The following is a 23,102-nucleotide window of genomic DNA, read 5'->3' as shown; positions in this document are numbered from 1 at the left end:
TGCGCCAGAGTAAAGTTAAATTTCACTAATCATGCTGTTAGGCACAGAGCTTAATGGATAGTATGATAATGATGAATAGTATGATAATGCAAAATTTCGCTCAGGGCATTGAGGAATTAGAGAGTATATGCAGTATTGGGGAAAATTATTAGGGTTAATATTTGGTATTGCATCGGGTGCCGGGTTCTGGGGCATTGTCGTGGGTGTTCTGCTGGGCCATATCCTTGATAAGGTCAGGATACGGAATCAGGGGACTCCTGCTAAAAACCCATCCCGGCAGTCACTGTTTTTCCGCACTACCTTTCAGGTATTGGGCCATCTGACCAAATCCAAAGGGCGCGTTACCGAAACGGATATCCAGTTGGCCAGTCAGTTAATGGACAGAATGCGGCTGCATGGTGACGCCCGGCTTGCGGCACAACGGGCATTTCGTGAGGGTAAACACCCTGAGTTTCCGTTGCGTGACACATTAAAGCAGCTTCGACGAGCCTGTTTTGGTCGTTTTGATCTGATCAGAATGTTTCTCGAAATCCAGCTTCAGGCGGCATTTGCCGATGGTGAACTCCATCCTAATGAAAGAAAAGTGCTGTTTGTGATTGCTGAAGAGCTGGGGATCTCCCGTATTCAGTTCGAACAGTTTCTGGCTATGATGGAGGGAGGTCGTCATTTCGGCGGGCAATATCAGCAGAATGGTCATTATCAGGGAGCAGCCCGACAACGGGCAACACTGGAAGATGCCTGTAAGGTGTTGGGAGTCAGTCAGAGTGATGATGCGACAACCATTAAGCGGGCTTACCGGAAACTGATGAGTGAACATCATCCCGATAAGCTGGTGGCAAAAGGTTTACCACCAGAAATGATGGAGCTTGCCAAACAAAAAGCACAGTCTATTCAGGCCGCTTATGATCTGATCAAGAAAGAGAAAGGCTTTAAATAGAGGCTGTCACAGAAAGCAATCATGGCAATCAGAAGTCGGCCTTACATTCAAAATGAATCGGAGAACCATAAGCCGGATGAGTGATGAACAGCTCCTGTGCGTGTAATTGCAGGCGAGGAGCCAGCTCTTTTGCCTGTTGATGGGCATAGAAGCGATCACCCAGAATGGGATAACCCAGCGCCAGCATATGTACCCGAAGCTGATGGGAACGTCCGGTGATAGGCGCGAGTCTGACACGGGTTGCCTGAGCTTCATATTCAAGTACCTGATACTCGGTTTGTGCCGATTTTCCCGTTTCAAAGCAGACTTTTTGTTTCGGGCGATTCGGCCAGTCGCAGATTAACGGTAAATCGACTAATCCTTCTTCCGGTTCTAATTTCCCCCAGACACGCGCGATATAGACTTTTTTCGGTTCACGCTCACGAAACTGCCGTTTGAGTTCACGCTCAGCCGCTTTAGTCAGTGCGACTACCATGATGCCACTGGTGGCCATATCCAGCCGATGGACAGATTCGGCAGAGGGAAATTCGGCCTGTACCCGGGTCATGATACTGTCTTTATGCTCTTCTGCTTTTCCCGGAACAGAAAGTAATCCGCTGGGTTTATTGACAACCATAATGTGCTCATCCTGATAAAGCACATGTAACCACGGGTCAGTCGGGGGATTATAAAACTCCAGCATAGTCGCTCCAATGGGGTGGAAAATGGGTTTGGAAAAAGGAGCACCTCATTGATTGAGGTGACTCCTTATTACAGCACTCTGTCAGAATGCTGTTTATAATGAAAAAACTATTGGTGAGAAACCACGACCAGACGGATGGCATCCAGACGCCAGCTTGCCTGATCAAGGTTCAGCAGCAGATGCTTATGTTCTGACTCAATCGCTTCCAGCTCATCATCACGGATATTCGGGTTAACCGCTTTCAGGGCTTCCAGACGTGACAATTCAGCAGACAGCACTTCATCAGCTTCTTTTTTCGCTTTCTCAATGACTTCACGCGCTTGTTGTTCAACCAAAGGTTCAGATTGCTGCAAAATCGCATGAACTTCTTTTTGCACCGCGTTAACCAGTTTGCTGGCATTATGGCGGTTGATGGCATTCAACTGACGGTTAAAGCTTTCAAACTCCACCTGAGGTGCCAGATTAGTGCCTTTCAGATCCATCAGTAAGCGTAACGGTGTTGGTGGCAGGAAACGGGTTAATTGCAGGTGTTTCGGTGCCTGAGCTTCAACAACATAAATTAACTCAACCAACAGCGTACCGACCGGCAGTGCTTTGTTTTTCAAAATAGAAACAGCGCAGCTTCCGGTATCTCCTGACAGGACAAGATCCAGACCATTACGGATGATCGGATGCTCCCAGCTCAGGAACTGTGTATCTTCGCGGGACAAAGCTTTTTCACGATCGAAGGTAACAGAGCAGCCATCCTGCGGCAGACCTGGGAAATCAGGAACCAGCATGTGTTCAGACGGGTTCAGGATGATAATATTATCGTTGCGATCTTCCTGATTAATACCAATGATATCGAACAGGTTCAGGGCGAAATTCACCAAATCCGTATTATTATCCTGCCCTGCGATGGTTTCAGCCAGAATCTGCCCTTGATCACCACCATTAGAATTCATTTCCAGCAGGCGGTCACGGCCTTGTTCCAGTTGTTGCTTGAGCTGTTCGTGATGGTCGCGACACTCAGCGATAAACTCACTGAAACCTGTTTGTTCGTTAGGTTTGGCAAGGAAACTCAGCAGCGTTTCATAGTACTTATCATAAATAGGACGGCCAGTCGGGCAGGTATGTTCAAAGGCATCCAGACCTTCGTGATACCAGCGCAGCAGAACAGATTGTGCGGTACTTTCCAGATACGGGACGCTGATCGTAATATTGCGGTTCTGACCGATACGATCTAAACGACCGATACGCTGTTCCAGCAAATCAGGATTGAAAGGCAGGTCGAACATAACGAGCTGATTGGCAAACTGGAAGTTGCGTCCTTCGGAACCAATTTCAGAGCAGAGCAGTACCTGTGCGCCTTCTTCTTCAGAAGCAAAATAAGCAGCAGCCCGGTCACGTTCCAGCAGGGAAAGCCCTTCATGGAATACCGCACTGCGGATACCTTCGCGTTCACGCAGAACCTGCTCCAGTTGCAGGGCAGTCTCCGCTTTCGCACAAATCACCAGCACTTTTTCATCGCGGTTTGCCAGCAGGAAGCCAAGCAGCCATTCAACACGGGGGTCAAAGTTCCACCATGTTGCATTTTCACCTTCAAACTCCTGATAAATGCGCTCAGGGTAGAGCATATCTTTAGCACGTGCTTCTACCGATTTTTTCGCTCCCATAATTTCAGATACTTTGATAGCAGTCTGATATTGGGATGGCAGCGGCAGCTTAATTTCATGCAGTTCGCGGTGAGGAAAACCTTTTACACCCCCACGGGTGTTACGGAACAGCAGGCGGCTGGTGCCGTGGCGATCCATCAGCATTGAAGTTAATTCACGGCGGGCACTTTCACTCTTTTCTGCCTGATCGCTGTTAGCGGCTTTCAACAGTGGTTCAATATCCTGCTCGCTAATCAGTTCAACAATCAGGTTTTGCTGATCATTGCTCAGTGTTTCACCGGACAGCAGTAAAGTGACCGCATCGGCAACCGGACGGTATTTTTGTTGCTCATCAATGAACGCCTGATAATCGTGGAAACGACTCGGATCGAGGAGGCGCAGGCGGGCAAAGTGGCTTTCCTGTCCCAGTTGTTCTGGCGTAGCCGTCAGCAGCAGGACTGACGGGATCTGCTCTGCCAGTTGTTCAATAACCTGATATTCACGGCTTGGTGCTTCTTCACTCCATACCAGATGGTGTGCTTCATCCACGACCATCAAATCCCAGCCCGCTTCCAGCAAATGTTCAAAACGCTGTTTATTGCGGCGGACAAACTCCAGTGAGCAGATAACTAACTGTTCTGTTTCGAATGGATTATCGCTGTCGTGCTGAGCCTCGGAATAGCGGCCATCATCAAACAGAGAAAAGCGCAGATTAAAGCGGCGCAGCATTTCCACCAGCCACTGATGCTGGAGGCTGTCCGGCACGATAACCAATACACGTTCAGCACGGCCCGCCATCAATTGCTGATGGATAATCATACCGGCTTCGATGGTTTTACCCAGACCTACTTCATCCGCCAATAATACGCGTGGCGCGTGGCGTTTACCGACTTCATTGGCAATATGTAACTGATGGGGGATCAAACTGGCACGAATGCCACGCAGACCACTTTCTGCCAGACGAAATTGTTCACTTTGATGCTTGCGGGCGCGGAAACGCAGAGCAAAGCGATCCATTCGATCAATCTGACCGGCAAACAGGCGATCCTGAGGCTTGTTGAATGTCAGCTTACTATCCAGAAATACTTCCCGCAGGATGACATTTTCTTCTTCCGTGTCTAAACGAGTACCAATGTAGCTCAGCAGGCCATTCTCTTGCTGAACTTCATCGATCTTGAGTTTCCAGCCTTCGTGGCTGGTCACAGTATCGCCCGCATTAAACATAACTCGGGTAATAGGGGAATCATTGCGTGAGTAGAGGCGGTTTTCTCCGCTGGCTGGAAAAAGCAATGTCACCATGCGCGTGTCAAGCGCCACGACTGTACCTAATCCAAGTTCGCTTTCTGTATCGCTTATCCAGCGTTGACCAAGAGTAAATGGCATAAATTTTGGCTCAGTTTTCTGTTAGATAATGTTATTTATGGTTGCAGAGCGGCTGCTTTTGTTGGAATCGATCATCATTGGTTATCGATAGGGTTTGTCTTTATGACTAGCTGTCATGACTAGTTTCAATGACACTTCCGGAGAGAAATTGTGCATAATTGTGCATAAAAGTGTCATTTCCCTTTAAAGGGGCGTTATGTTAATTGAAGCTGAGCAAGTCGTCACCTGCAAAAATATCAATTAATCGAAAGTAAGGTTCATTTGCCCTGTCAGCAGGGTAGTAAAATCATCCTGAAGAAACGGCAGAATGGCATCTGCAATCGGCATAATCTGCTTATTGATATAGTGTTCATAGTCCGGTGGTGAGGTCAGATTTTCCAGCGGTTCCGGCCCTGACTGCGTGATAATATAATTAATCCAGCCGCCATTCTGATACTGCAACGGGCGGTTTTTCTGCTTGTTATACGCATCCGCCAGACGAGCCGCTCTGACATGAGGGGGAACATTGCGCTGATAATCTGCTAGATTACGCCGCAGCCGTTTCCGGTAAACCAGACGGTTATCAAACTCACCTGCCAGCGTGCTGGCGACATAATGACGGATATAATCCTGATAAGGCTTCTGATAAAAAATAAGGGCATACAGCTCCTGCTGGAATGTCTGCGCCAGTGGTGTCCAGTCACTCCTTACCGTTTCCAGCCCTTTAAAGACCACTTTATCACCGCTCAACCCGGCATAACGTTTTTTACTGCCTTCCTCTGCACCTCTGACGGTAGGCATCAGAAAACGCCGATAATGCGTTTCAAATTCAAGCTCCAGCGTACTTTCAAGGTTGAACTGCTCTCTGAGGTGATCTTTCCACCACTGGTTGACAGATTGTGTCAGTGAATGACCAATCCGGCTGGCTTCTTCTTCTGAGTGAGGACGTTTCAGCCAGACAAACGTGGAATCAGTATCACCATAAATCACCTGATAGCCCTGTAATTCAATTAAATCGCGGGTCTGGTGCATGATATGGTGTCCGCGAATGGTAATTGATGAAGTCAGTCGCGGGTCAAAAAAATGGCATCCAGAAGCACCGAGTACACCATAAAAAGCATTCATAATAATTTTCAGTGCCTGAGCAAGCGGAGCATTTTGCTGTTTTTTGGCTTTGTCCCGCTCATGCCAGATATGCGTGACAATATCCGGCAGGCAGTGCTGGGTACGGGAAAAAAATGCCTCTTGGAAACCGGGGACAGAATGTTCATTATCGGGAAAGGCAAGGCCTTCTACCATCCCGACCGGATCGATAAGAAAAGTACGGATAATGGAAGGATAGAGGCTTTTATAATCCAGTACCAACACCGAATCATACAGGCCGGGAAATGAGTCCATCACAAAACCACCCGGACTATGGTTGGTAAAATCCGTCGGCTGAACAGGGGCCACATAGCCGATACGGTGCATACGCGGCAGATAAAGATGGGTGAACGCCGCGACTGAACCTCCGGCTCTGTCCACCGCCAACCCTGTTACAGTCGCCCGCTCCAGCAAAAATGCCATCAGCTCAGTTTTTTCGAAAATCCGGCTGACCAGAATACAATCCTGCAAATTATAGTGAGCAAGAGCGGGTTTATCCTCCTGAAAGCGGCGATTAATTTCATCCATCCGGTCGTAGGGGCTGTCAATAGCTTTTCCTTCACCTAATAATTCCTGAGCAACATATTCAAGGCTGAAGGAAGGGAAATTCCATGTTGCGCTTTTCAGCGCATCAATGCCATCGATGATCAAACGGCCTGCCGCAGAAGCGAAAAAATGCCCGGGTTTAAAACCGTGTTCCCGCCATTCCAGTAACCCTTTTCCACGGCCGAATCTCAGGGGGATATGATAGCGTTCGGCATGTTTCTGGAGCACTCTTAAATCAAACTGAATCAGACTCCAGCCGATAATCGCATCCGGATCATAAACCTCCAGCCATTCATTCAGCTTTTCCAGCAGTTGCGGGCGGCTGGCAACATATTCCAGCCTGAAACCCAGTTGCTGCTTTTCACCGTTTTCCGGCCCCAGCATAAATACCGTTTTCTCTCCGCAGCCTGCTAACCCGATAGAATAGAGTTCGCCATGCTGACTCGTTTCGATATCCAGCGAAACCCATTTCAGGCTGGGACGATAGTCAGGATTGGGCTTCATCTGATAACTTCCGTCAGGCTTCTGACTGAACCAGACAGGAGCGGTGATAAAACGCTCCATCATAAAACGATCGGGAGGGCGGATATCCGTTTCGTAAAGTGGAACGTCCAGCTCTCTGAATGTTTTTTCCAACTGTTGTAGCTGACGATACTGGGAGCAATACAAAGCGAAGACAGGCTGACGGTTAAAATCTTTCAGTGGAAGCGCCTTCACTTCACAATAGCGCTCCTGTGCTAATAAACTCTCGATTTTGGGCAAATCATGCTGAGGAATAAAAGCGACGGCTTTTTGATGAGGAATTTTAATACATCGGCTACCTTTATCCGTAGCTAACCAATACACCAACTCGATACCGGATGGTGTATCTTTCCAGTGACGGGACAGGATGAAACCTTGCTCAGCGTGTTTTATCGGCATAATATTTTGGCGTTAAATAACCCAGACTGATTTTTCGGACAGTAACCTGCATTATAGCAAGGGCTGTTTATTTATACAGGCATTTTTTGGCGAGTGAATGAGGAATTAATGGTGAAGAGTGGATTAAACAAAAAGCAAACTGATTTACTTTCCAGTTTTGATAAAGACAAACTACTTGAAATCATTTATGCATTGGTTAAAAACAATGAACAGGCCTGCTCGGTTCTGGTGGGCGGATATTTACTGGAATCGAAAGATCTTTTGAAGCTGATTGAAAAAGGCTATAAACAGCGGACTAAAAGCAACAGATTTTTCGATTACTATGAAACGGATGCCTTTTTTGCAGGGCTGCATGATTACCTGAATTCGCTTTTAGATAAAGTTATTCCGGTTCTGCCGGAAGAATCTGAATCACTGCTGTCAAAAATGTTACAGGATTTTGAGCGTCTGTGTGAAAACAAAGATACTTCCAGCGGAGGCTGGCAGGATTTTTACTATTACCTGATTGATTGTTGGATTAAAGCATTATCGTTGCAGAAAAATCAGGACAGCTCAGTTATCGCAAATAAGATCTTCAACGTCTTCCAGAGTGAAACCTTCTTTTCTATCTCTTCATTCGACCAATATAAGGCAGTGCTCGGGCTTGAAACTTTCCGCCATTTAAGGGATATGTTTTATCAACATGGCGAATCTCATGAAGCACTGGAAATAAGTTATCTGATTAAAGATACTCACTTCTTTAAAACTTATCTTGATGAAAGAAAAGAATTCGAATACCCAATGTCTTACCTTAATTATGCTCAGCTTCTTATTGAAGACGTCAGAGCTGATGAGGCGATCATTGTTTTAGAAGATTTCATCAACATGGATAAAAGAATGATGTATAGCGTTAAGGAGCAGGCAGAAGAGTTATTAATTAAGGCTTACCTTGAAGAAGGAAAGAAAGAACAGGCTAAAAAACTCTGCATCGAGGCATTTAAGGGTTATTGTGACCATAAATTCTATCAATTATATGTGGGCATTATTGAGGATAGTGAAAAGGCTGGCGGGTTAAAATTATTTTTGGATATTGCCAGTCAGAAACAAGCTTATAGCTATCTGACGTTCCTGATAGCAATAGAACAGTTCGATATCATTGATGACTATGTTCTGAAGATAGCAAAAACCGATATAAAATTTATCATCTCAATGATTACTGCCAGCAAAATCAGATCGTTATCAAACTCATTGAATGCACATCATTTCCCTCGTTCTGCAACATTCCTGAGGCGGGCATTGGTTGATAATGTCCTTGGTGAAGCAAAAAGCAGATATTACCAATATGCTGTTTCTGATCTGAAAAAGAGTCTGGAATATGGTGAGACTCTGAAAGACTCAGACGGTGTTGCCTCCAGTGAAACCTATTTAGCCGCTCTCTATGACAAGCATAAAAAGAAAAGTGCATTCTGGCCTCAGGCACTGGAAAAAATTAATGCTATCTCAGTCGGGACAAATGGCATTAAATATGACAGGTAATTACTAATTATTTTTTAATAGTAAAAATTAGCCTCTTTATAATATAAGAGGCTGTTTTTGAAGTTTTTTAGGATTTGGTGTAATCACCATCGGCTCCATTCCCACCATCGCCGCCGTTTCCTCCATCAGCGCCATTCCCACCATGACCACCAGCTTGCCCGGGATATTTCCCATCTCCACCTTTTCCTCCGTCTTTGCAATGACTATCTGGTATTCCATCTTTACCATTCTGGCCGGGCTTTCCATCTAATGTTGTGCAGTCAATGTTTTTTACATCATTATTTTTACTTTCAGGTTCAGCATGTAATAACGAAAAAGGAAAGCTTAATACAGACAGAATTATTATTGCGGTACGTAATCTCATTTTTATTTTCCTCGCCAATTATATGATCCCCAAAATTTCCGCCTCAGGCACTTCTCCCTTCACCAGTTTTTCTGTTGCCCCATCATAATGAATTTCTCCATCCACAATCAGCAGAGAGCGTGGTGCGATTTTAGCGGCATCATCAAGATTATGGGACACCATCAGTAACGTCAGTTTCCGGTCATGACATACCTGATCCAGTAATTCCAGCATCTCATTTCGTAAGGCAGGATCGAGAGCAGAAAAAGGTTCATCCAGTAATAAAATAGGTTGTTGGCGCACTAAACATCGAGCCAGTGCCGCACGCTGTCGTTGCCCACCGGAAAGTTGAGCGGGCAGGCGATTCAGATATTCCGCTAAGGATACCTGTGCTGCAATTTGTTGTAGCGTCTGCTGTTGCTGAGTATTTAATTTCAGGCCGGGATGCAAACCTAAACCGATATTTTGCTCAATAGTTAAATGGGAAAACAGATTATTTTCCTGAAACAGCATCGATACCGGCCGATCAGAAGGGGAGGTATGGGTATGATTGTTCCCATTCAGCCGGATGTCGCCGTGTTCTGCGAACTGAAACCCCGCGATTAAACTTAATAACGTGCTTTTGCCCGCCCCACTCGGCCCGAGAATAGCAACGCGTTCACCCTCTGCGATACTGAGATGGAAACGCATGGCAATCTGTTCATAGGTATAAGTCACATTTTCAAGTTTAATCATGGCGTAGGCCCGGTAAGCGTTCAAGCACACTGAACAAAATAAAGCAGAGAAGCAGAAGCAGGAAAGCAGTTACTGCCCCATCCTGATTGCGGTATGAGCCGATTTGCTGGTAGAGATAGAAAGGCAGAGTTCGGAAATCTTCATCACCAAATAACGCCACAATACCAAAATCGCCGATTGACAACACACTGGCAAAAGCCAGCGCCTGAGCCAGCGGGGTTTTCAGCGCTTTCAGCTCAATCCAGCGCAGTCGGTTAACTCCTTGAATGTTCAGGGAACGGCACAGCGGATTATAACGTTCGGCCAGATCGCGCATTGGGTTATCCAGTACTTTTAAAGCATAGGGGATTGCCATTAAAGCATTAGTCAGGATAACCAGCCCGTAAGGAGAATCAGGTAACCCGATGGTATTATTCAGCAGAATAAAAAAGCCTGTCGCAAGAACAATACCCGGCATGGCGAGGATCAGCAAACCACTGCTTTCGATTGCCTGCCCCCAGCGGGATAAATGACGCAGCCGCAATTCACGACTGCTCCATAACAGCATCATCGTCAGCAGGACACATAAGAAACCGGCCCCCAACGCGATAATAATGGAGGTTGTGAACGCCTGCCATAATTCGGGTTTACTGAGAACATCAAACACCGCACTGTTAAGGCCATCCACAATAACCGCCAGTAACGGCGGGAGTAAAAACAGTAATGCTGTCGTGATAAGCACTCCGTCACATAACTTTTTCAGCCACGAATCCTGCGGATTACGCCATTTTTGCTGATAGCCATAACCCACTGAAAGTACGCCTTTAAGCTTCTGGCTCAGTAGAACCAGACCAAGACAGCAACAGAGCTGGATAAGCGCGAGCAGAGCGGCCTGACTGAGATCGTAGTCATATTTGATGGCCTGATAAATAGAAAGCTCAATCGTTGTTGCAGAAGGGCCGCCGCCTAAAGTGAGCACGGTAGCAAAACTGGCAAAGCACAACATGAAAATCAGTGCGCCTGTCGGCAAAATCTGACGGCGCAGGTAAGGCCATTCGACAAAACGAAAATGCTGCCACTCATTCATGCCAAGCTGAGCCGCAAGCTGCCGCTGCTCTATGGCAATATTTTCCAGTGACTGAAGTAATAACCGGGTTGCCATCGGCATATTGAAGAAGATATGCGCCAGCAAAATACCCTGCAGGCCGTAAGGTGTGAAATGGTACTCAATCCCTGCCCACTGGCAAAGTGTAGCAAGCCAGCCAATACGTCCGTAAACAGTCAGTATGCCAAATAAAGCGACTAAAACCGGCAATACCAGCGTCATCGCGCATAGGCGTAAGAAAAGTGTTCTGCCCGGAAAATGGCGGCGATAGAGCGCTCTGGCCACAAATATTGCCGGTATCACCGAAAATAAAGCAGATAAAAATGCCTGCCAGAAAGTGAAACGAATTACATGCCACAGATAGCTGTCATTCAGAAATACCTGCCAGTGACTTTCCGGGGCATAAAACCACAGTGCGCCAAAAGCAGAAAGCGCAATGAGAAGTAACAGACCGGAGGCAATCACCCCCGGTAATAACCAACCCGCGATTAACGGCTTACTGCACTTTGCCATGTACGGATCCATTGTGTACGGTGTTTTGCGACTTCATCTGCATTGAATTGCAGTGATTTTTTTGGCACAGGTAGTTGTTTGAACACTTCTGGTACAGGAATGTCAGTAACGGGATACATCCACTGCGTGGTCGGGAGAGCCTGCTGGAAGGCGGGTGAGAGCATGAACTGCATGAATTTTTGAGCCAGTTCAGGCTGTTTGCTTGATGCCAGTTGTGCAGCAACTTCGACCTGCAAATAATGCCCTTCATTGAAGATGGCTGCGGCGTAATTATCCTTTTTCTCTGACATGATGTGATAGCCCGGTGAAGTGGTATAGCTGAGAACCATATCGCCTTCCCCTTTCAGGAATAGTCCGTAGGCTTCACTCCAGCCTTTCGTGACAGTCAGGGTTTTTTTGGCAATTTTCTGCCACTCCTGTGTAGCCTTATCACCATAGAGTTCCTGTATCCAGAGCAAGAAGCCCAGACCGGGAGTACTGGTACGCGGGTCCTGATAAATAATCTTCCAATTCTGGTGACCGTTAATTAGCTCATCCATACTTTTAGGGGGATTAGGCAGAGTGTTCTTGTTGTAAATAAAAGCAAAATAACCGTAATCATAAGGAATAAAGGTACTGTTATTCCATGTAAAAGGCAGTTTTAACTTTGTGGTGTCGATGTTGGCAGGGGTGAATAACCCGGTCTGTTGGGCAGCCTGAATCAGATTATTATCCAAACCCAGTACAATATCGGCCTGAGTTTTTTTACCTTCCATCCTTAGGCGGTTAAGCAAAGAAACACCATCTTCCAGAGCAACGAGTTTTAATTCGCAGCCACATTCGGATTCAAACGCTTTTTTAATGATGGGACCTGCACCCCATTCAGCGGCAAATGAATCATAAGTATAAACAGTCAGGGTGGGTTTAGTCTGTGCTGCCTGAGCAAAGGCACAGGCAGAAACCGATAAGATGCTGATTGCGATAAACCGGGAAAATAAACGCTTAAACACTTTGCTCTCCTGTAGTTATTAATAATAGCTATTAGCACTCATAATTAAATAAGTGACTCGCAGATTGGCAAAGGATTTGAGAAGGCGCCTGATAAAATTACTTATCTATCAAAGGATAGTGGCTCAAATCCCTACGCCGGTACCAACCGGATCAGGTTCTACGGGTCTGCTCTCAGCGATGTTGTCTGACAACAATCGCACCCCGTTGAGATGGTTGTATTGTAGAGACTTAACCAATAACTGCAAAGCCCCATTAATATATCTGTGGTCTTGCAGTCTGCTTTTTTGTTGGCTTATTGGTTGTCCTCACACTCCTGCCTCTGTTTTTATAAATAGGCGGTTCTCTAGGTTTCGGCGGGGAATTTTCCTGCCGCCGGGATGCAATTCTAAATCCATTAGGTATAGAGGTTTACCGCTTGAGGGGAGTGTGAAACAATTAGCCATCTTTTCAAATTCGTTTTATCGAGAGGTAGTCTGGTGATCGATGATGATGGCTACCGCCCGAATGTAGGAATTGTAATTTGTAATCGTCATGGGCAGGTTCTGTGGGCCCGCCGTTATGGACAACATTCATGGCAGTTTCCCCAGGGGGGTATCAATCTGGGAGAATCGCCAGAGCAAGCGATGTATCGTGAGTTGTTCGAAGAAGTTGGTTTAAGTCGCAAAGATGTACGGGTTTTAGCCTCCACCCGTAGCTGGTTGCGTTACAAATTACCCAAACGTTTGGTGCGTTGGGATACAAAGCCCGTTTGTATCGGGCAAAAGCAACGCTGGTTTTTATTGCAGCTGCTTTGCAGTGAAAAAGATATTAATGTGCAGCGCAGTAGTACACCAGAATTTGATGGTTGGCGGTGGGTGAGCTATTGGTACCCTGTCAGGCAGGTTGTTTCCTTTAAACGGGATGTGTATCGCCGTGTGATGAAAGAATTTTCATCCATCGTGATGCCAACACAGGAATCAGCGCCACAGCCCTACTCAGCCTATTATCGTCGTAGAAGAAGTTAGGTTATTTTTATGCTTACGCGTTTACGGGAAATTGTTGAAAAGGTTGCTATGGCAGCGAGTTTATCGGAAGCGCTTGAGCTGTTAGTGAATGAAACATGCCTGGCAATGAACACGGATGTTTGTTCTATTTATCTGTCCGATCATCAGCGCCAGCGTTATTATCTGATGGCAACCCGGGGGTTGAAAAAGCCGGAAAAGCGCGCGGTCAGCCTCTCCTTTGACGAAGGTGTTGTGGGTGAAGTCGGGCGTTTGTCTGAGCTAATCAACCTCGCTGATGTACGTGATCACCCCAGCTTCAAATATCTCCCTCAGGTAAAAGAAGAAAATCTGCGTGCCTTTTTAGGCGTTCCAATTATCTATCGCCGACAATTGCAGGGTATTCTGGTCGTTCAGCAACATGAGCGGCGCTCATTTGATGAAAGTGAAGAGTCTTTTATGGTGACTCTCGCCATGCAACTGGCCCCAATCCTTGCTCAGGCACAGGCGCGCGGGTTAGTTGGTTCGTATTGCCAGACCCGTATCAAAGCACTGTCTGTCTCTTGTGGCATTGCGATGGCTCAGGGCTGGCAGGATTGCTCCCAGCCATCACTTGAACAAGTATCTGAAGCACTGACATTGGATTATCAGACGGAACGCTCCCGTCTGATCCTTGCGCTTGAGCAGGCAACAGCAGAATGCCGCCGGATAAGTAAACGTTTTAGCGCCAGCTCGCAAAAAGAAAGTGCTGCTATTTTTGATCTCTATTGCCATTTACTGAATGATCCGAAACTTAAACAAGATCTGTTTCACTCGGTTGATAACGGTTTTATTGCCGAGTGGGCGGTAAAAAGTGTTGTTGAGAACTATGCGGAACAATTTGCCAACCTTCAGGATGTCTATATGCGGGAAAGGGCTTCTGATCTGCGGGCTCTCGGGCAACGGTTGCTCTTTCATCTGGATGACTCTTTTACGGGCAGTAGTCAGTGGCCTGAGCGCTTTATTCTGGTGGCTGATGAACTCAGTGCCAATTTACTGGCTGAAATCCCACAGGAAAAGCTGGCTGGTGTTATTGTGCGTGATGGTGCGGCTCATTCACATTCTGCAATTCTGGTCAGGGCAATGGGAATACCGGCGATTATGGGCGCTGATATTCATTCTGAATTACTGCATAACCGGATGCTGATTCTGGATGGCTATCACGGAGAATTTTTTATTGATCCAGAACCTCTGGTTGTTCAGGAATATCTCCAGCTCATTGAAGAGGAACAGGTTTTCAGTCAACTGGCTGAAGGGGGGCAACAACAGAAAGCGCGGCTTAAAAGTGGGGAAAGAGTACAGGTTCAGCTCAATGCGGGGCTAAGTCTGAAATACGAACAACAAATCGGCGACAGTATTGATGGTGTAGGTCTGTATCGTACTGAGATCCCTTTTATGCTACATAATGGTTTCCCATCAGAAGATGAACAGAGAAACCGCTATCAGGAAATATTGACACTGTTCCCGGAAAAATCAGTTGTATTGAGAACACTGGATATTGGTGCTGACAAACATCTCCCTTATATGCCCATTAATGAAGAAAATCCTTGTCTTGGCTGGCGGGGGATTCGCATAACGCTGGATCAGCCGGAAATCTTCCTTATTCAGCTCAGGGCCATGCTGAAAGCGAATATACCGACCGGAAATCTGAAAATATTGCTGCCGATGGTAAGTGGTATCGAAGAAATTGATGAAGCAAAGAAACTGATCAGCAGAGCAAAATCAGAAGTTGAACAATCCGCTGCGGTAACTATTGCGATGCCACAAATCGGCGTCATGATAGAAGTGCCCTCACTGACCCTGCTGTTACCACAATTGAAGAAGCGAGTTGATTTTATCTCTATTGGTACGAACGATTTAACCCAGTATTTACTTGCGGTGGATCGTAATAATACCCATGTTGCTTCTTTGTATGACAATCTTCATCCGGCAGTAATTAAGGCTTTAAAACAGATTATTGATGAAAGCAGCCGCATTGGTTTACCCGTCAGTGTTTGTGGTGAAATGGCTGGTTTGCCGGTAGGCGTGCTGGTATTGGTCGCTCTTGGTTATCGTTATCTGAGCATGAGTGGCCGGAGTATTCCACGAATTAAATACCTGTTACATCATTTAGACTCTGCGGAACTGAGTCAGTTTATCAGTAAGGTTCTGGAGGCAGAAACTACAGGGCAGGTGAAAGAAATTTGCTCTGCCTTTATGGAATCGCATGGGCTTGGTGGGCTGGTGCGTGGTGGCATTTAACCGCCCATGCTATTATTTATCATTATTTGTCTTAGAGTATATTCACTTATTAATACATTCATTCACACAACATTATTTTTTAGTGGGGAACGATGAGCACTAGCTATCTGGCATTTCCTGATATTGACCCTGTCATATTTTCAATTGGCCCGGTATCTCTTCACTGGTACGGCTTTATGTATCTGGTCGGCTTTGTCTTTGCCATGTGGCTGGCAAATCGTCGCGCAGCAAAACCAAATAGTGGCTGGGATAAGAACGAAGTAGAAAACCTGCTGTATGCGGGGTTTGTCGGGGTATTTATCGGCGGGCGTCTCGGTTATGTCCTGTTCTATAATCTTCCGGTATTCATGGATAACCCGCTGTATCTGTTTAAGGTCTGGGATGGCGGGATGTCTTTCCACGGTGGATTGATCGGTGTTATTTGTGCAATGTGGTGGTTCTCCCGCAGGACTAAACGCCACTTCCTGCAAACCGCTGATTTTGTTGCGCCACTGGTTCCTTTTGGGTTAGGCATGGGCCGCATTGGTAACTTTATCAATGGCGAGCTGTGGGGACGCGTTACGCTTGATACTCCGTGGGCAATGTTGTTCCCCGGTTCCCGCAGTGAAGATATCGCACTGGCAGCGAAAGATCCTTCTTTATGGCCTGTTCTGGAAAAATATGGTGTCCTGCCCCGCCATCCTTCACAACTTTACGAAATGGTACTGGAAGGCATCGTACTGTTTATCATCCTGAATTTATTTATCCGTAAGCCCCGCCCGATGGGAAGCGTCTCAGGCTTATTCCTGATTGGCTACGGTGCATTCCGCATCATCGTGGAATTTTTCCGTCAGCCTGATGCCCAGCTCGGGTTATTTGACGGGATCAGCATGGGGCAGATCCTTTCCATACCAATGATTTTAGTCGGGATATTAATGATGGTGTGGGCCTATAAACGTCCCAGCAACAATAATACCCGCAACAACACGCGAAAAGATAAGATTCAAGAGGCAAAATGAAACAGTATCTGGATTTAATGAAAAAAGTGCTGGAAGAAGGCACAGCAAAAGATGACCGTACAGGAACAGGAACACTTTCGATCTTTGGTCATCAGATGCGTTTCAATTTGCAGGAAGGTTTTCCGCTGGTAACAACCAAGCGCTGTCATCTTCGTTCCATCATTCATGAACTGCTGTGGTTTCTTAATGGTGATACCAATACCAAATACCTGCACGACAATGGCGTCAGTATCTGGGATGAATGGGCCGATGAAAATGGTGACTTGGGGCCGGTTTATGGTAAACAGTGGCGGGCATGGGGAGCACCGGATGGCCGCCAGATTGATCAGCTGACTAACGTGATCGAACAACTGAAAAGCGATCCGGATTCACGCCGGATCATCGTTTCCGCCTGGAACGTTGGCGAACTGGATAAAATGGCGCTGGCGCCGTGTCATGCTTTTTTCCAGTTTTACGTGGCAGATGGCAAACTTTCCTGCCAGCTTTACCAGCGCTCCTGTGATGTATTTTTGGGATTGCCCTTCAATATCGCCAGCTATGCTCTGCTGGTTCATATGATGGCTCAGCAATGTGATCTGGAAGTGGGGGATTTCGTCTGGACAGGTGGTGATACTCATCTTTATAACAACCACATGGAACAGACTAAGCTCCAACTCAGCCGTGAACCACGGGCATTGCCGAAACTGATCATCAAGCGTAAGCCTGCATCACTATTCGATTATCAGTTCGAAGACTTTGAAATCGAAGGTTACGACCCGCATCCCGGTATTAAAGCACCGGTAGCTATCTGATCCCGGCTGGCTTCATCCAATAAACATCATTATTTATCCTGTTTCCATCCCCATTTTCCGGGGATGGAAATTATATACACCCAATAGTTTTTGATGATATTACCGAGCTGGTTCGCAAATAAAATGTAACTCCGCACTATACTGGTTTCTTACCTCAAATCCCCTCGCATAAATAAAAACTCACACTTTTTATTCTCTTTCATATTGAGGATATTTTGCCTGTCGGAATTAACCGCGATACAGGCCGGATAGATGGATAACAAACAGAACGGATTCACCTTGTTAGAGCTGATGATAGCGATGGTCATAATTTCTATGAGCTTGATCTGGGGGCTGCATAGCTGGGGAAATTATCAGAACAGCCTGCATTTACAGTCAGCAGTGCAAAATGTGTTGTCGTTTATGGAAAGACAGCAGGCTTTGGCGAATTACCTGAATCAGGAACGAACATTATGGCTGGTGGCAGGGCCGCCGTGGTGTCTGGTGTCATCAGTGACCAAAAGCAGTGATTGCGATGAAGGTGAGGGTGAACGAATCAGCTCATCTCATGATGATGTGTTGCTGGCATCAGCAACCAGCCATCGGGTTGATTTTTATGGCATCAGGAATACCGCGATGCCAGCCAGCTTCTCGCTGGCAAATGCTGCCGGAGAAATAAGTGTTGTTATCTCAGCGCGGGGGAGGATCAGGACATGCAGTAATCACCTGAGCCAGCTACCTGATTGCGAAGGAATAAAAAACCTATGATACGGGTCAGAAGTTGTTTTCGTAAAACCCGTTCTGAGCAAAAACAGTCAGGTTTTTCCCTGTTGGAAGTGCTGGTTGCCATGTTGGTTGGCAGTATCATCTTCATTGCAATGGCAAAAACCTATCCGGTTTTATCGAGCCAGATACTCGATCTTTATCGTCAATACCGTCTCCATTACCTGATCAATCGGGTGGTTCATATGATGGAAAAAGATCTCCGGCGAGCGGGTTATTGTCTGGACAGAAAACAGTGCCGAGGAGCGCCGTTGGTTATCCGGCATAAACAGAGTGAATCTACTAACTCCTGTTTTATTGTCGCCTATGATCTTAATTTAAATAATCGCTGGGAAGAGCCTGAACATATTGCCTCTGAATTCTTCGGTTACCGGTTAAATAACCGCATGCTGGAATGGAAAAGAGGAGTAGCGAATTGTCAGGAAAATGGCTGGGAACGGCTTTTTGATCCCAAAGAGGTGAATATTGATACTTTTTCCCTTGAAGAATCGCAGTCAAAACACGGGCTGATATTTATCACGTTATCCATCAAAGCCAGTTGGATGAAGTCACCCTTTATTATTCATCATCATCGCACCACAATCCGGTTGCGGAATATCAGGAAATAATCCGGTGAGTGAATACAGGCAATTAAAGAGCAAACGGCAAAGAGGAAATGCGCTGCTGGTCTCTATTCTTATGATGATGACACTCAGTCTGATGACACTGAAAGCACTTCATTATCAACAGGAAAGTGCCATGTTAATGATGTTTGATGAACAGGGGTATCTGAATGCCTTTCAACAGGCAGAATCATCACTGGCATGGGGAAAAGTTCAGTTGTGGCCGTTTGAATCGCAGGAGCTGGAAAATTGGCACTGTTCAGAAAAATCCGGCTCTTATCTGAAAAGCTGCCTCAGGCACTATCAGGGGGATCTGTTTCTGTTAAAGGGAACGGCGCAATTGTCAGTCGGAAAACCGTTAGTTGGAGAACCGCTTGAGCTTTATCAATGGATGAAACGGATGAAATATTTGAATCGGGATACACTTATTCCTATTGAAAGTAGCTGGCTGGATTTTTGCCCTGTGACATCGGCTGAGTTTTGTTTATGAAAGCTGTTTATAAATGTTGCTTACGAAAACTGTGATGAAAATAGCCCGGATAAACCAGAGAAATAACCGGCAGAGTGGCATAAGCCTGCCGGAAGTGATGGTGGCATCAGTTTTGTTCGCTGTCTCCTTGTTAGGTCTGATGCGTTATCATCAGGCGCTGTCATCAAATTTTCAGCAGTATTGGCTGCAACTTAAAGCGGTAAAGCTGGCACATGAGCAATTGGAACGATATGAGCAATCAGAAGGCCGGATTATCCGTGATGAAACAGCCCCGCAACAAGGGTGGAAAACCGAATTTCAGCAACAATTTGAATCATCGGGGTGCAACCGGATAACAGTAAGCGTGACAAAAAGCTATAATCCTTCAGGTAAATTAGAGCGCTGGTTTTGTGCAAGTGGGGAGTATTGATGTTTACAGTTTATCATTCAAATCAACTTGATCTTCTGAAAGAGTTGATGGCGAATTTTATCGGGAAAAACCCGCTAGCTAACCCATTTGACAAAGAAGTGATTCTGGTTCAGAGCCCCGGTATGTCCCAGTGGCTGCAAATTCAGCTGGCTGAAAAACTGGGAATTGCGGCAAACATGGAATTTCCTCTACCGGCAACATTTATCTGGCAGATGTTCACCGTGGTATTGCCTGACGTTCCTAAAGAAGGAGCTTTCAGCAAAGATGCCATGAAATGGAAGCTGATGACACTTCTGCCTGATTTGTTAACCGAGCCGGAATTTACAGCACTCAGGCATTATCTTGAGCAGGATAACGATAAACGTAAAATTCACCAATTGGCTGGCAGGGTGGCCGACCTGTTTGACCAGTATCTGGTTTATCGTCCGCAATGGCTCGAAAGCTGGGAAAAGGGGCAGCTTGTTGAAGGGTTAAGTGCCAGTCAGGAGTGGCAAAAACGGCTATGGATTGAGCTGAACAAATACACTCTTCAATTGCAACAGCCCCTGTGGCATCGAGCCAACTTATACAGCCGATTTATTTCCACGCTGGAGGAAGGCAATTTTCCACGGGAAAAATTGCCTTCGCGGGTTTTTATCTGTGGCATATCGTCCCTTCCACCAACCTACATGCAGGTGCTCAAGGCGTTGGGAAAACAGATTGATATCCATCTGATGTTTACTAACCCATGCAAATATTATTGGGGAGATATTCAGAGTTATAAATTTCTTGCCAGACTGAACAGCCGTAAACCTAAACATTATCGTACTCAGCAACAACTGGAGCGGTTCCGGGAACCGGATAATGCGCCTTCCCTTTTCAATGAAGAAGGGGAGCAGGAGCTGAGTAATCCATTACTGGCATCATGGGGAAAACTGGGAAGAGATAATCTTTATCTATTGTCCGAATTGGAACCGGATGATGATATTCATGCCTTTGTTGAACTGGAGTCGGGATGCCTTTTACATCAGGTTCAGCGTGATATTCTGAACCTTGAAGATCATGCTCAGATAGGCTCGACAGATAACACATATAAAAATAGCCTGAAAAAACGCCCGATTGATCGGCAAGATCGCTCCGTATCTTTTCACTCATGTCACAGTCCGCAAAGAGAAGTCGAAGTTTTGCAGGATTATATCCTGCGCCTGTTAGATGAAAACCCCTCTCTGACACCACGGGACATTATTGTGATGATGGCCGATATAGACAGCTATACGCCTTATATTCAGGCCGTATTCGGTAATGCGCCGAATGAACGTTATATCCCTTTTGCCATTTCTGACCGTAAAGCGCGTCAGGCTCATCCTGTATTACAGGCTTTCATTACTCTGCTGGACTTGCCTCAGAGCCGTTTCACCGCAGAGCAGGTATTAGCACTATTGGAAGTCCCAGCACTGGCCGGTAAATTTTCAATTCAGGAAGAAGGTTTGCGTTTACTGCGCCGTTGGGTGAAAGAATCCGGGATTTGCTGGGGGCTGGATGATGACAATATTGAAGCCCTGTCCCTGCCAGCGACAGGGCAGAACACTTGGCATTTTGGCCTGACACGCATGTTGTTGGGCTATGCGATGGATAGCCATGCAGGGCCGTGGAATGATGTTCTACCCTATGATGAATCCAGTGGGCTGGCGGCAGAGCTGGCCGGTCAGTTGGCTGAATTTCTGATGGAGCTGAATCGCTGGCGCAGGCTTCTGAGTGAAGAACAACCCTTGACTGACTGGCTGAGTATCTGTCCACAATTGCTGGAAACTTTTTTTATTGCGGATAATGAAACCGAGCTGGTATTGGCACTGATTACCCAGCAATGGCAGAAAGTGGTCGAACATGGCCTGTATGCTCATTATGACCAGAAAATACCGTTGGTATTGTTGCGTGATGAGCTGGCACTCCGTTTTGATGATGAAAAGATAAGCCAGCGTTTTCTGGCGGGGTCACTGAATTTCTGTACTCTGATGCCAATGCGCTCTGTTCCTTTTAAAGTGGTTTGTCTGCTGGGAATGAATGATGGTGTTTATCCGCGTAATATTCCGCCACTTGGTTTTGATCTTATGGCAGAAAAAATCCAGAGAGGTGACAGGAAACGGCGTGATGATGACCGTTATCTGTTTCTGGAAGCACTGGTTTCAGCAGAAGAGTACCTTTATGTCAGCTACATCGGTAAATCAATCCGTGATGATAAAGAATGCAATCCTTCCGTATTGGTGAATGAGCTGCTGGATTATCTCTGCCAGAGTTGCCGTTTGCCGGAAGATGAAATGCTGAATGTGGATGAGAGCGCAAAAAGGGTCAGAAATCATTTATTGCTCCAGCATACGCGGGTTCCTTTTGCGATAGAAAATTTTCAGCCTGAACATGAACAACAAAGTTATGCGGTTGAATGGCTGCCAGCCGCCAGTTTGCAGGGTGTTTCCCCGGTTTATTTTGGCCAGCCATTGGAATGTGATACCAGTGAAATAAAAGAGGTCTCTCTGGATGAATTGGTGCGGTTCTACCGTCACCCGGTCAGGGCATTTTTTCAGCAGATACTGAAAGTCCATTTTGTTATTGAAGAGACTGAGCTGCCTGAAGAAGAGCCTTTTGTTCTGGATCACCTGCAACGTTATCAATTCAATCAACTACTACTCAATATCCTGATTGAACAGGAGCAGCCTGAATCACTGTTTTATCACCTGCGTGCATCTGGCGGGCTGCCACATGGGGCATTTGGCGAAGTGTACTGGCTGAATCAGCTGGAGGCGATGCAGCTACTGGCAGATAAGATCCGTGAAGAAAGAGTAGAGAGTACTTTTATTGAGCTATGCTATGAGTTGGATGCTGTCACTTTGACCGGAAAAGTGAATAACGTTCAACCGGATGGAATTTTATGTTGGCGTCCTGCGAACTTAACTGCCAATGATGGTATCCAACTCTGGATTGAACACCTTGCCTATTGCCTTGCCGGAGGAAACGGCGAAAGCCGCATGTATGGAAGAGAAAGCAGCGCATGGTGTTTTTCACCATTATCGGCGGATGAGGCCAGAAATTATCTGAATCATCTGGTTGCCGGTTATTTTCAGGGAATGACAGAACCTCTTCCTTTGTTCTGCCGAAGCGGTTGGGCATGGTTGGAGGCTTGTTATGACAGGGAAAACCAGCAGATCGATTTTAGTGAAGAAGCTCAGCAAAAGGCAGAGAGTAAACTCATGCAGCAATGGCTGGGTACACAGGGAAAATATGGTGAGATTGACGACGCTTATACTAAAAGAGCATTCAGGCAGGTGGATCAATCGTTTTGGATTCGCATGAAACATGAGGTACAGAGCTACTTGTTACCTATGGCGCACTATTTAAAGAAGAAGTAGAGAAG

The 23,102-nt window shown here is 46.2% G+C and carries 18 protein-coding genes and 1 riboswitch; of the genes, 11 read left to right on the top strand and 7 right to left on the bottom strand.

Annotated elements, in window-relative coordinates; genetic code table 11:
* Positions 1–127: 127 nt before the first annotated feature.
* On the top strand, positions 128–937 hold the full coding sequence (gene djlA / locus Xinn_RS07190; protein WP_099137624.1) for a co-chaperone DjlA: 810 nt from the start codon (positions 128–130) through the stop codon (positions 935–937).
* 28 nt (positions 938–965) lie between these two features.
* Here the strand turns inward: djlA and rluA are convergent, their stop codons facing one another.
* The 3 genes from rluA to Xinn_RS07175 form a co-directional block, all read right to left on the bottom strand.
* Positions 966–1,619 (bottom strand): bifunctional tRNA pseudouridine(32) synthase/23S rRNA pseudouridine(746) synthase RluA, encoded by a 654-nt coding sequence (gene rluA, locus Xinn_RS07185; protein ID WP_086955253.1) that lies wholly within the window; start codon positions 1,617–1,619, stop codon positions 966–968.
* A gap of 107 nt (positions 1,620–1,726) precedes the next feature.
* Complete coding sequence (gene rapA / locus Xinn_RS07180) at positions 1,727–4,636, bottom strand: RNA polymerase-associated protein RapA (RefSeq protein WP_086955254.1); 2,910 nt, start codon at positions 4,634–4,636, stop codon at positions 1,727–1,729.
* A gap of 240 nt (positions 4,637–4,876) precedes the next feature.
* Entirely contained in the window at positions 4,877–7,225 is a 2,349-nt protein-coding gene (locus tag Xinn_RS07175; protein WP_086955255.1) for a DNA polymerase II, read from the bottom strand.
* A gap of 108 nt (positions 7,226–7,333) precedes the next feature.
* On the opposite strand from Xinn_RS07175, the gene Xinn_RS07170 reads away from it, so the two are divergent.
* Positions 7,334–8,740 (top strand): DUF6880 family protein, encoded by a 1,407-nt coding sequence (locus Xinn_RS07170; protein ID WP_086955256.1) that lies wholly within the window; start codon positions 7,334–7,336, stop codon positions 8,738–8,740.
* A gap of 67 nt (positions 8,741–8,807) precedes the next feature.
* Here the strand turns inward: Xinn_RS07170 and Xinn_RS07165 are convergent, their stop codons facing one another.
* The 4 genes from Xinn_RS07165 to thiB are packed head-to-tail and all read right to left on the bottom strand — an operon-like array spanning position 8,808 to position 12,404.
* The gene (locus tag Xinn_RS07165; protein ID WP_280176134.1) at positions 8,808–9,104 is read right to left on the bottom strand and encodes a hypothetical protein; all 297 of its coding nucleotides are present in this window, start codon (positions 9,102–9,104) and stop codon (positions 8,808–8,810) included.
* Between the two features lie 18 nt (positions 9,105–9,122).
* Complete coding sequence (thiQ, locus tag Xinn_RS07160) at positions 9,123–9,818, bottom strand: thiamine ABC transporter ATP-binding protein ThiQ (RefSeq protein ID WP_086955257.1); 696 nt, start codon at positions 9,816–9,818, stop codon at positions 9,123–9,125.
* Positions 9,811–11,415, bottom strand: a complete 1,605-nt coding sequence (thiP, locus tag Xinn_RS07155) for a thiamine/thiamine pyrophosphate ABC transporter permease ThiP (protein ID WP_086955258.1) — start codon at positions 11,413–11,415, stop codon at positions 9,811–9,813. Before thiP ends, thiQ begins: the two co-directional genes overlap by 8 nt.
* Positions 11,391–12,404, bottom strand: coding sequence for a thiamine ABC transporter substrate binding subunit (gene thiB, locus Xinn_RS07150; protein WP_086955259.1), 1,014 nt, complete (start codon positions 12,402–12,404; stop codon positions 11,391–11,393). Before thiB ends, thiP begins: the two co-directional genes overlap by 25 nt.
* A 110-nt stretch (positions 12,405–12,514) precedes the next feature.
* Positions 12,515–12,619: riboswitch (TPP riboswitch) on the bottom strand.
* A 262-nt stretch (positions 12,620–12,881) separates the two neighbouring features.
* Here thiB and rppH point away from each other — a divergent pair.
* The 9 genes from rppH (at position 12,882) to recC (ending at position 23,097) form a co-directional block, all read left to right on the top strand.
* On the top strand, positions 12,882–13,409 hold the full coding sequence (rppH, locus tag Xinn_RS07145) for an RNA pyrophosphohydrolase (RefSeq protein WP_086955260.1): 528 nt from the start codon (positions 12,882–12,884) through the stop codon (positions 13,407–13,409).
* A gap of 9 nt (positions 13,410–13,418) precedes the next feature.
* Positions 13,419–15,665: a phosphoenolpyruvate--protein phosphotransferase gene (gene ptsP / locus Xinn_RS07140; protein WP_086955261.1), complete on the top strand. Its 2,247-nt coding sequence runs from the start codon at positions 13,419–13,421 to the stop codon at positions 15,663–15,665.
* A gap of 92 nt (positions 15,666–15,757) precedes the next feature.
* Positions 15,758–16,663 carry a prolipoprotein diacylglyceryl transferase gene (lgt, locus tag Xinn_RS07135; RefSeq protein WP_086955262.1) on the top strand — a complete coding sequence of 302 codons (906 nt, stop codon included), beginning with the start codon at positions 15,758–15,760 and terminating at the stop codon, positions 16,661–16,663.
* Positions 16,660–17,454, top strand: a complete 795-nt coding sequence (gene thyA, locus Xinn_RS07130; RefSeq protein ID WP_086955263.1) for a thymidylate synthase — start codon at positions 16,660–16,662, stop codon at positions 17,452–17,454. The genes lgt and thyA overlap by 4 nt, the downstream gene beginning before the upstream one ends.
* Before the next feature lie 252 nt (positions 17,455–17,706).
* Positions 17,707–18,201: a prepilin peptidase-dependent protein gene (locus Xinn_RS07125; protein ID WP_086955264.1), complete on the top strand. Its 495-nt coding sequence runs from the start codon at positions 17,707–17,709 to the stop codon at positions 18,199–18,201.
* On the top strand, positions 18,198–18,824 hold the full coding sequence (locus tag Xinn_RS07120; protein WP_086955265.1) for a prepilin peptidase-dependent protein: 627 nt from the start codon (positions 18,198–18,200) through the stop codon (positions 18,822–18,824). Before Xinn_RS07125 ends, Xinn_RS07120 begins: the two co-directional genes overlap by 4 nt.
* Before the next feature lie 4 nt (positions 18,825–18,828).
* Positions 18,829–19,308, top strand: coding sequence for a YgdB family protein (locus Xinn_RS07115; RefSeq protein WP_244590154.1), 480 nt, complete (start codon positions 18,829–18,831; stop codon positions 19,306–19,308).
* A gap of 13 nt (positions 19,309–19,321) precedes the next feature.
* A complete protein-coding gene (locus Xinn_RS07110) occupies positions 19,322–19,717 on the top strand; it encodes a prepilin-type N-terminal cleavage/methylation domain-containing protein (protein WP_244590153.1) in 396 nt (131 codons plus the stop codon).
* Positions 19,717–23,097 carry an exodeoxyribonuclease V subunit gamma gene (gene recC / locus Xinn_RS07105; RefSeq protein ID WP_086955266.1) on the top strand — a complete coding sequence of 1,127 codons (3,381 nt, stop codon included), beginning with the start codon at positions 19,717–19,719 and terminating at the stop codon, positions 23,095–23,097. The genes Xinn_RS07110 and recC overlap by 1 nt, the downstream gene beginning before the upstream one ends.
* The last annotated feature ends 5 nt before the right edge of the window (positions 23,098–23,102 follow it).

The sequence above is a fragment of the Xenorhabdus innexi genome (assembly GCF_002632485.1).
Lineage (GTDB): Bacteria > Pseudomonadota > Gammaproteobacteria > Enterobacterales > Enterobacteriaceae > Xenorhabdus > Xenorhabdus innexi.
This window is presented reverse-complemented; position numbering and strand designations above follow the sequence as displayed.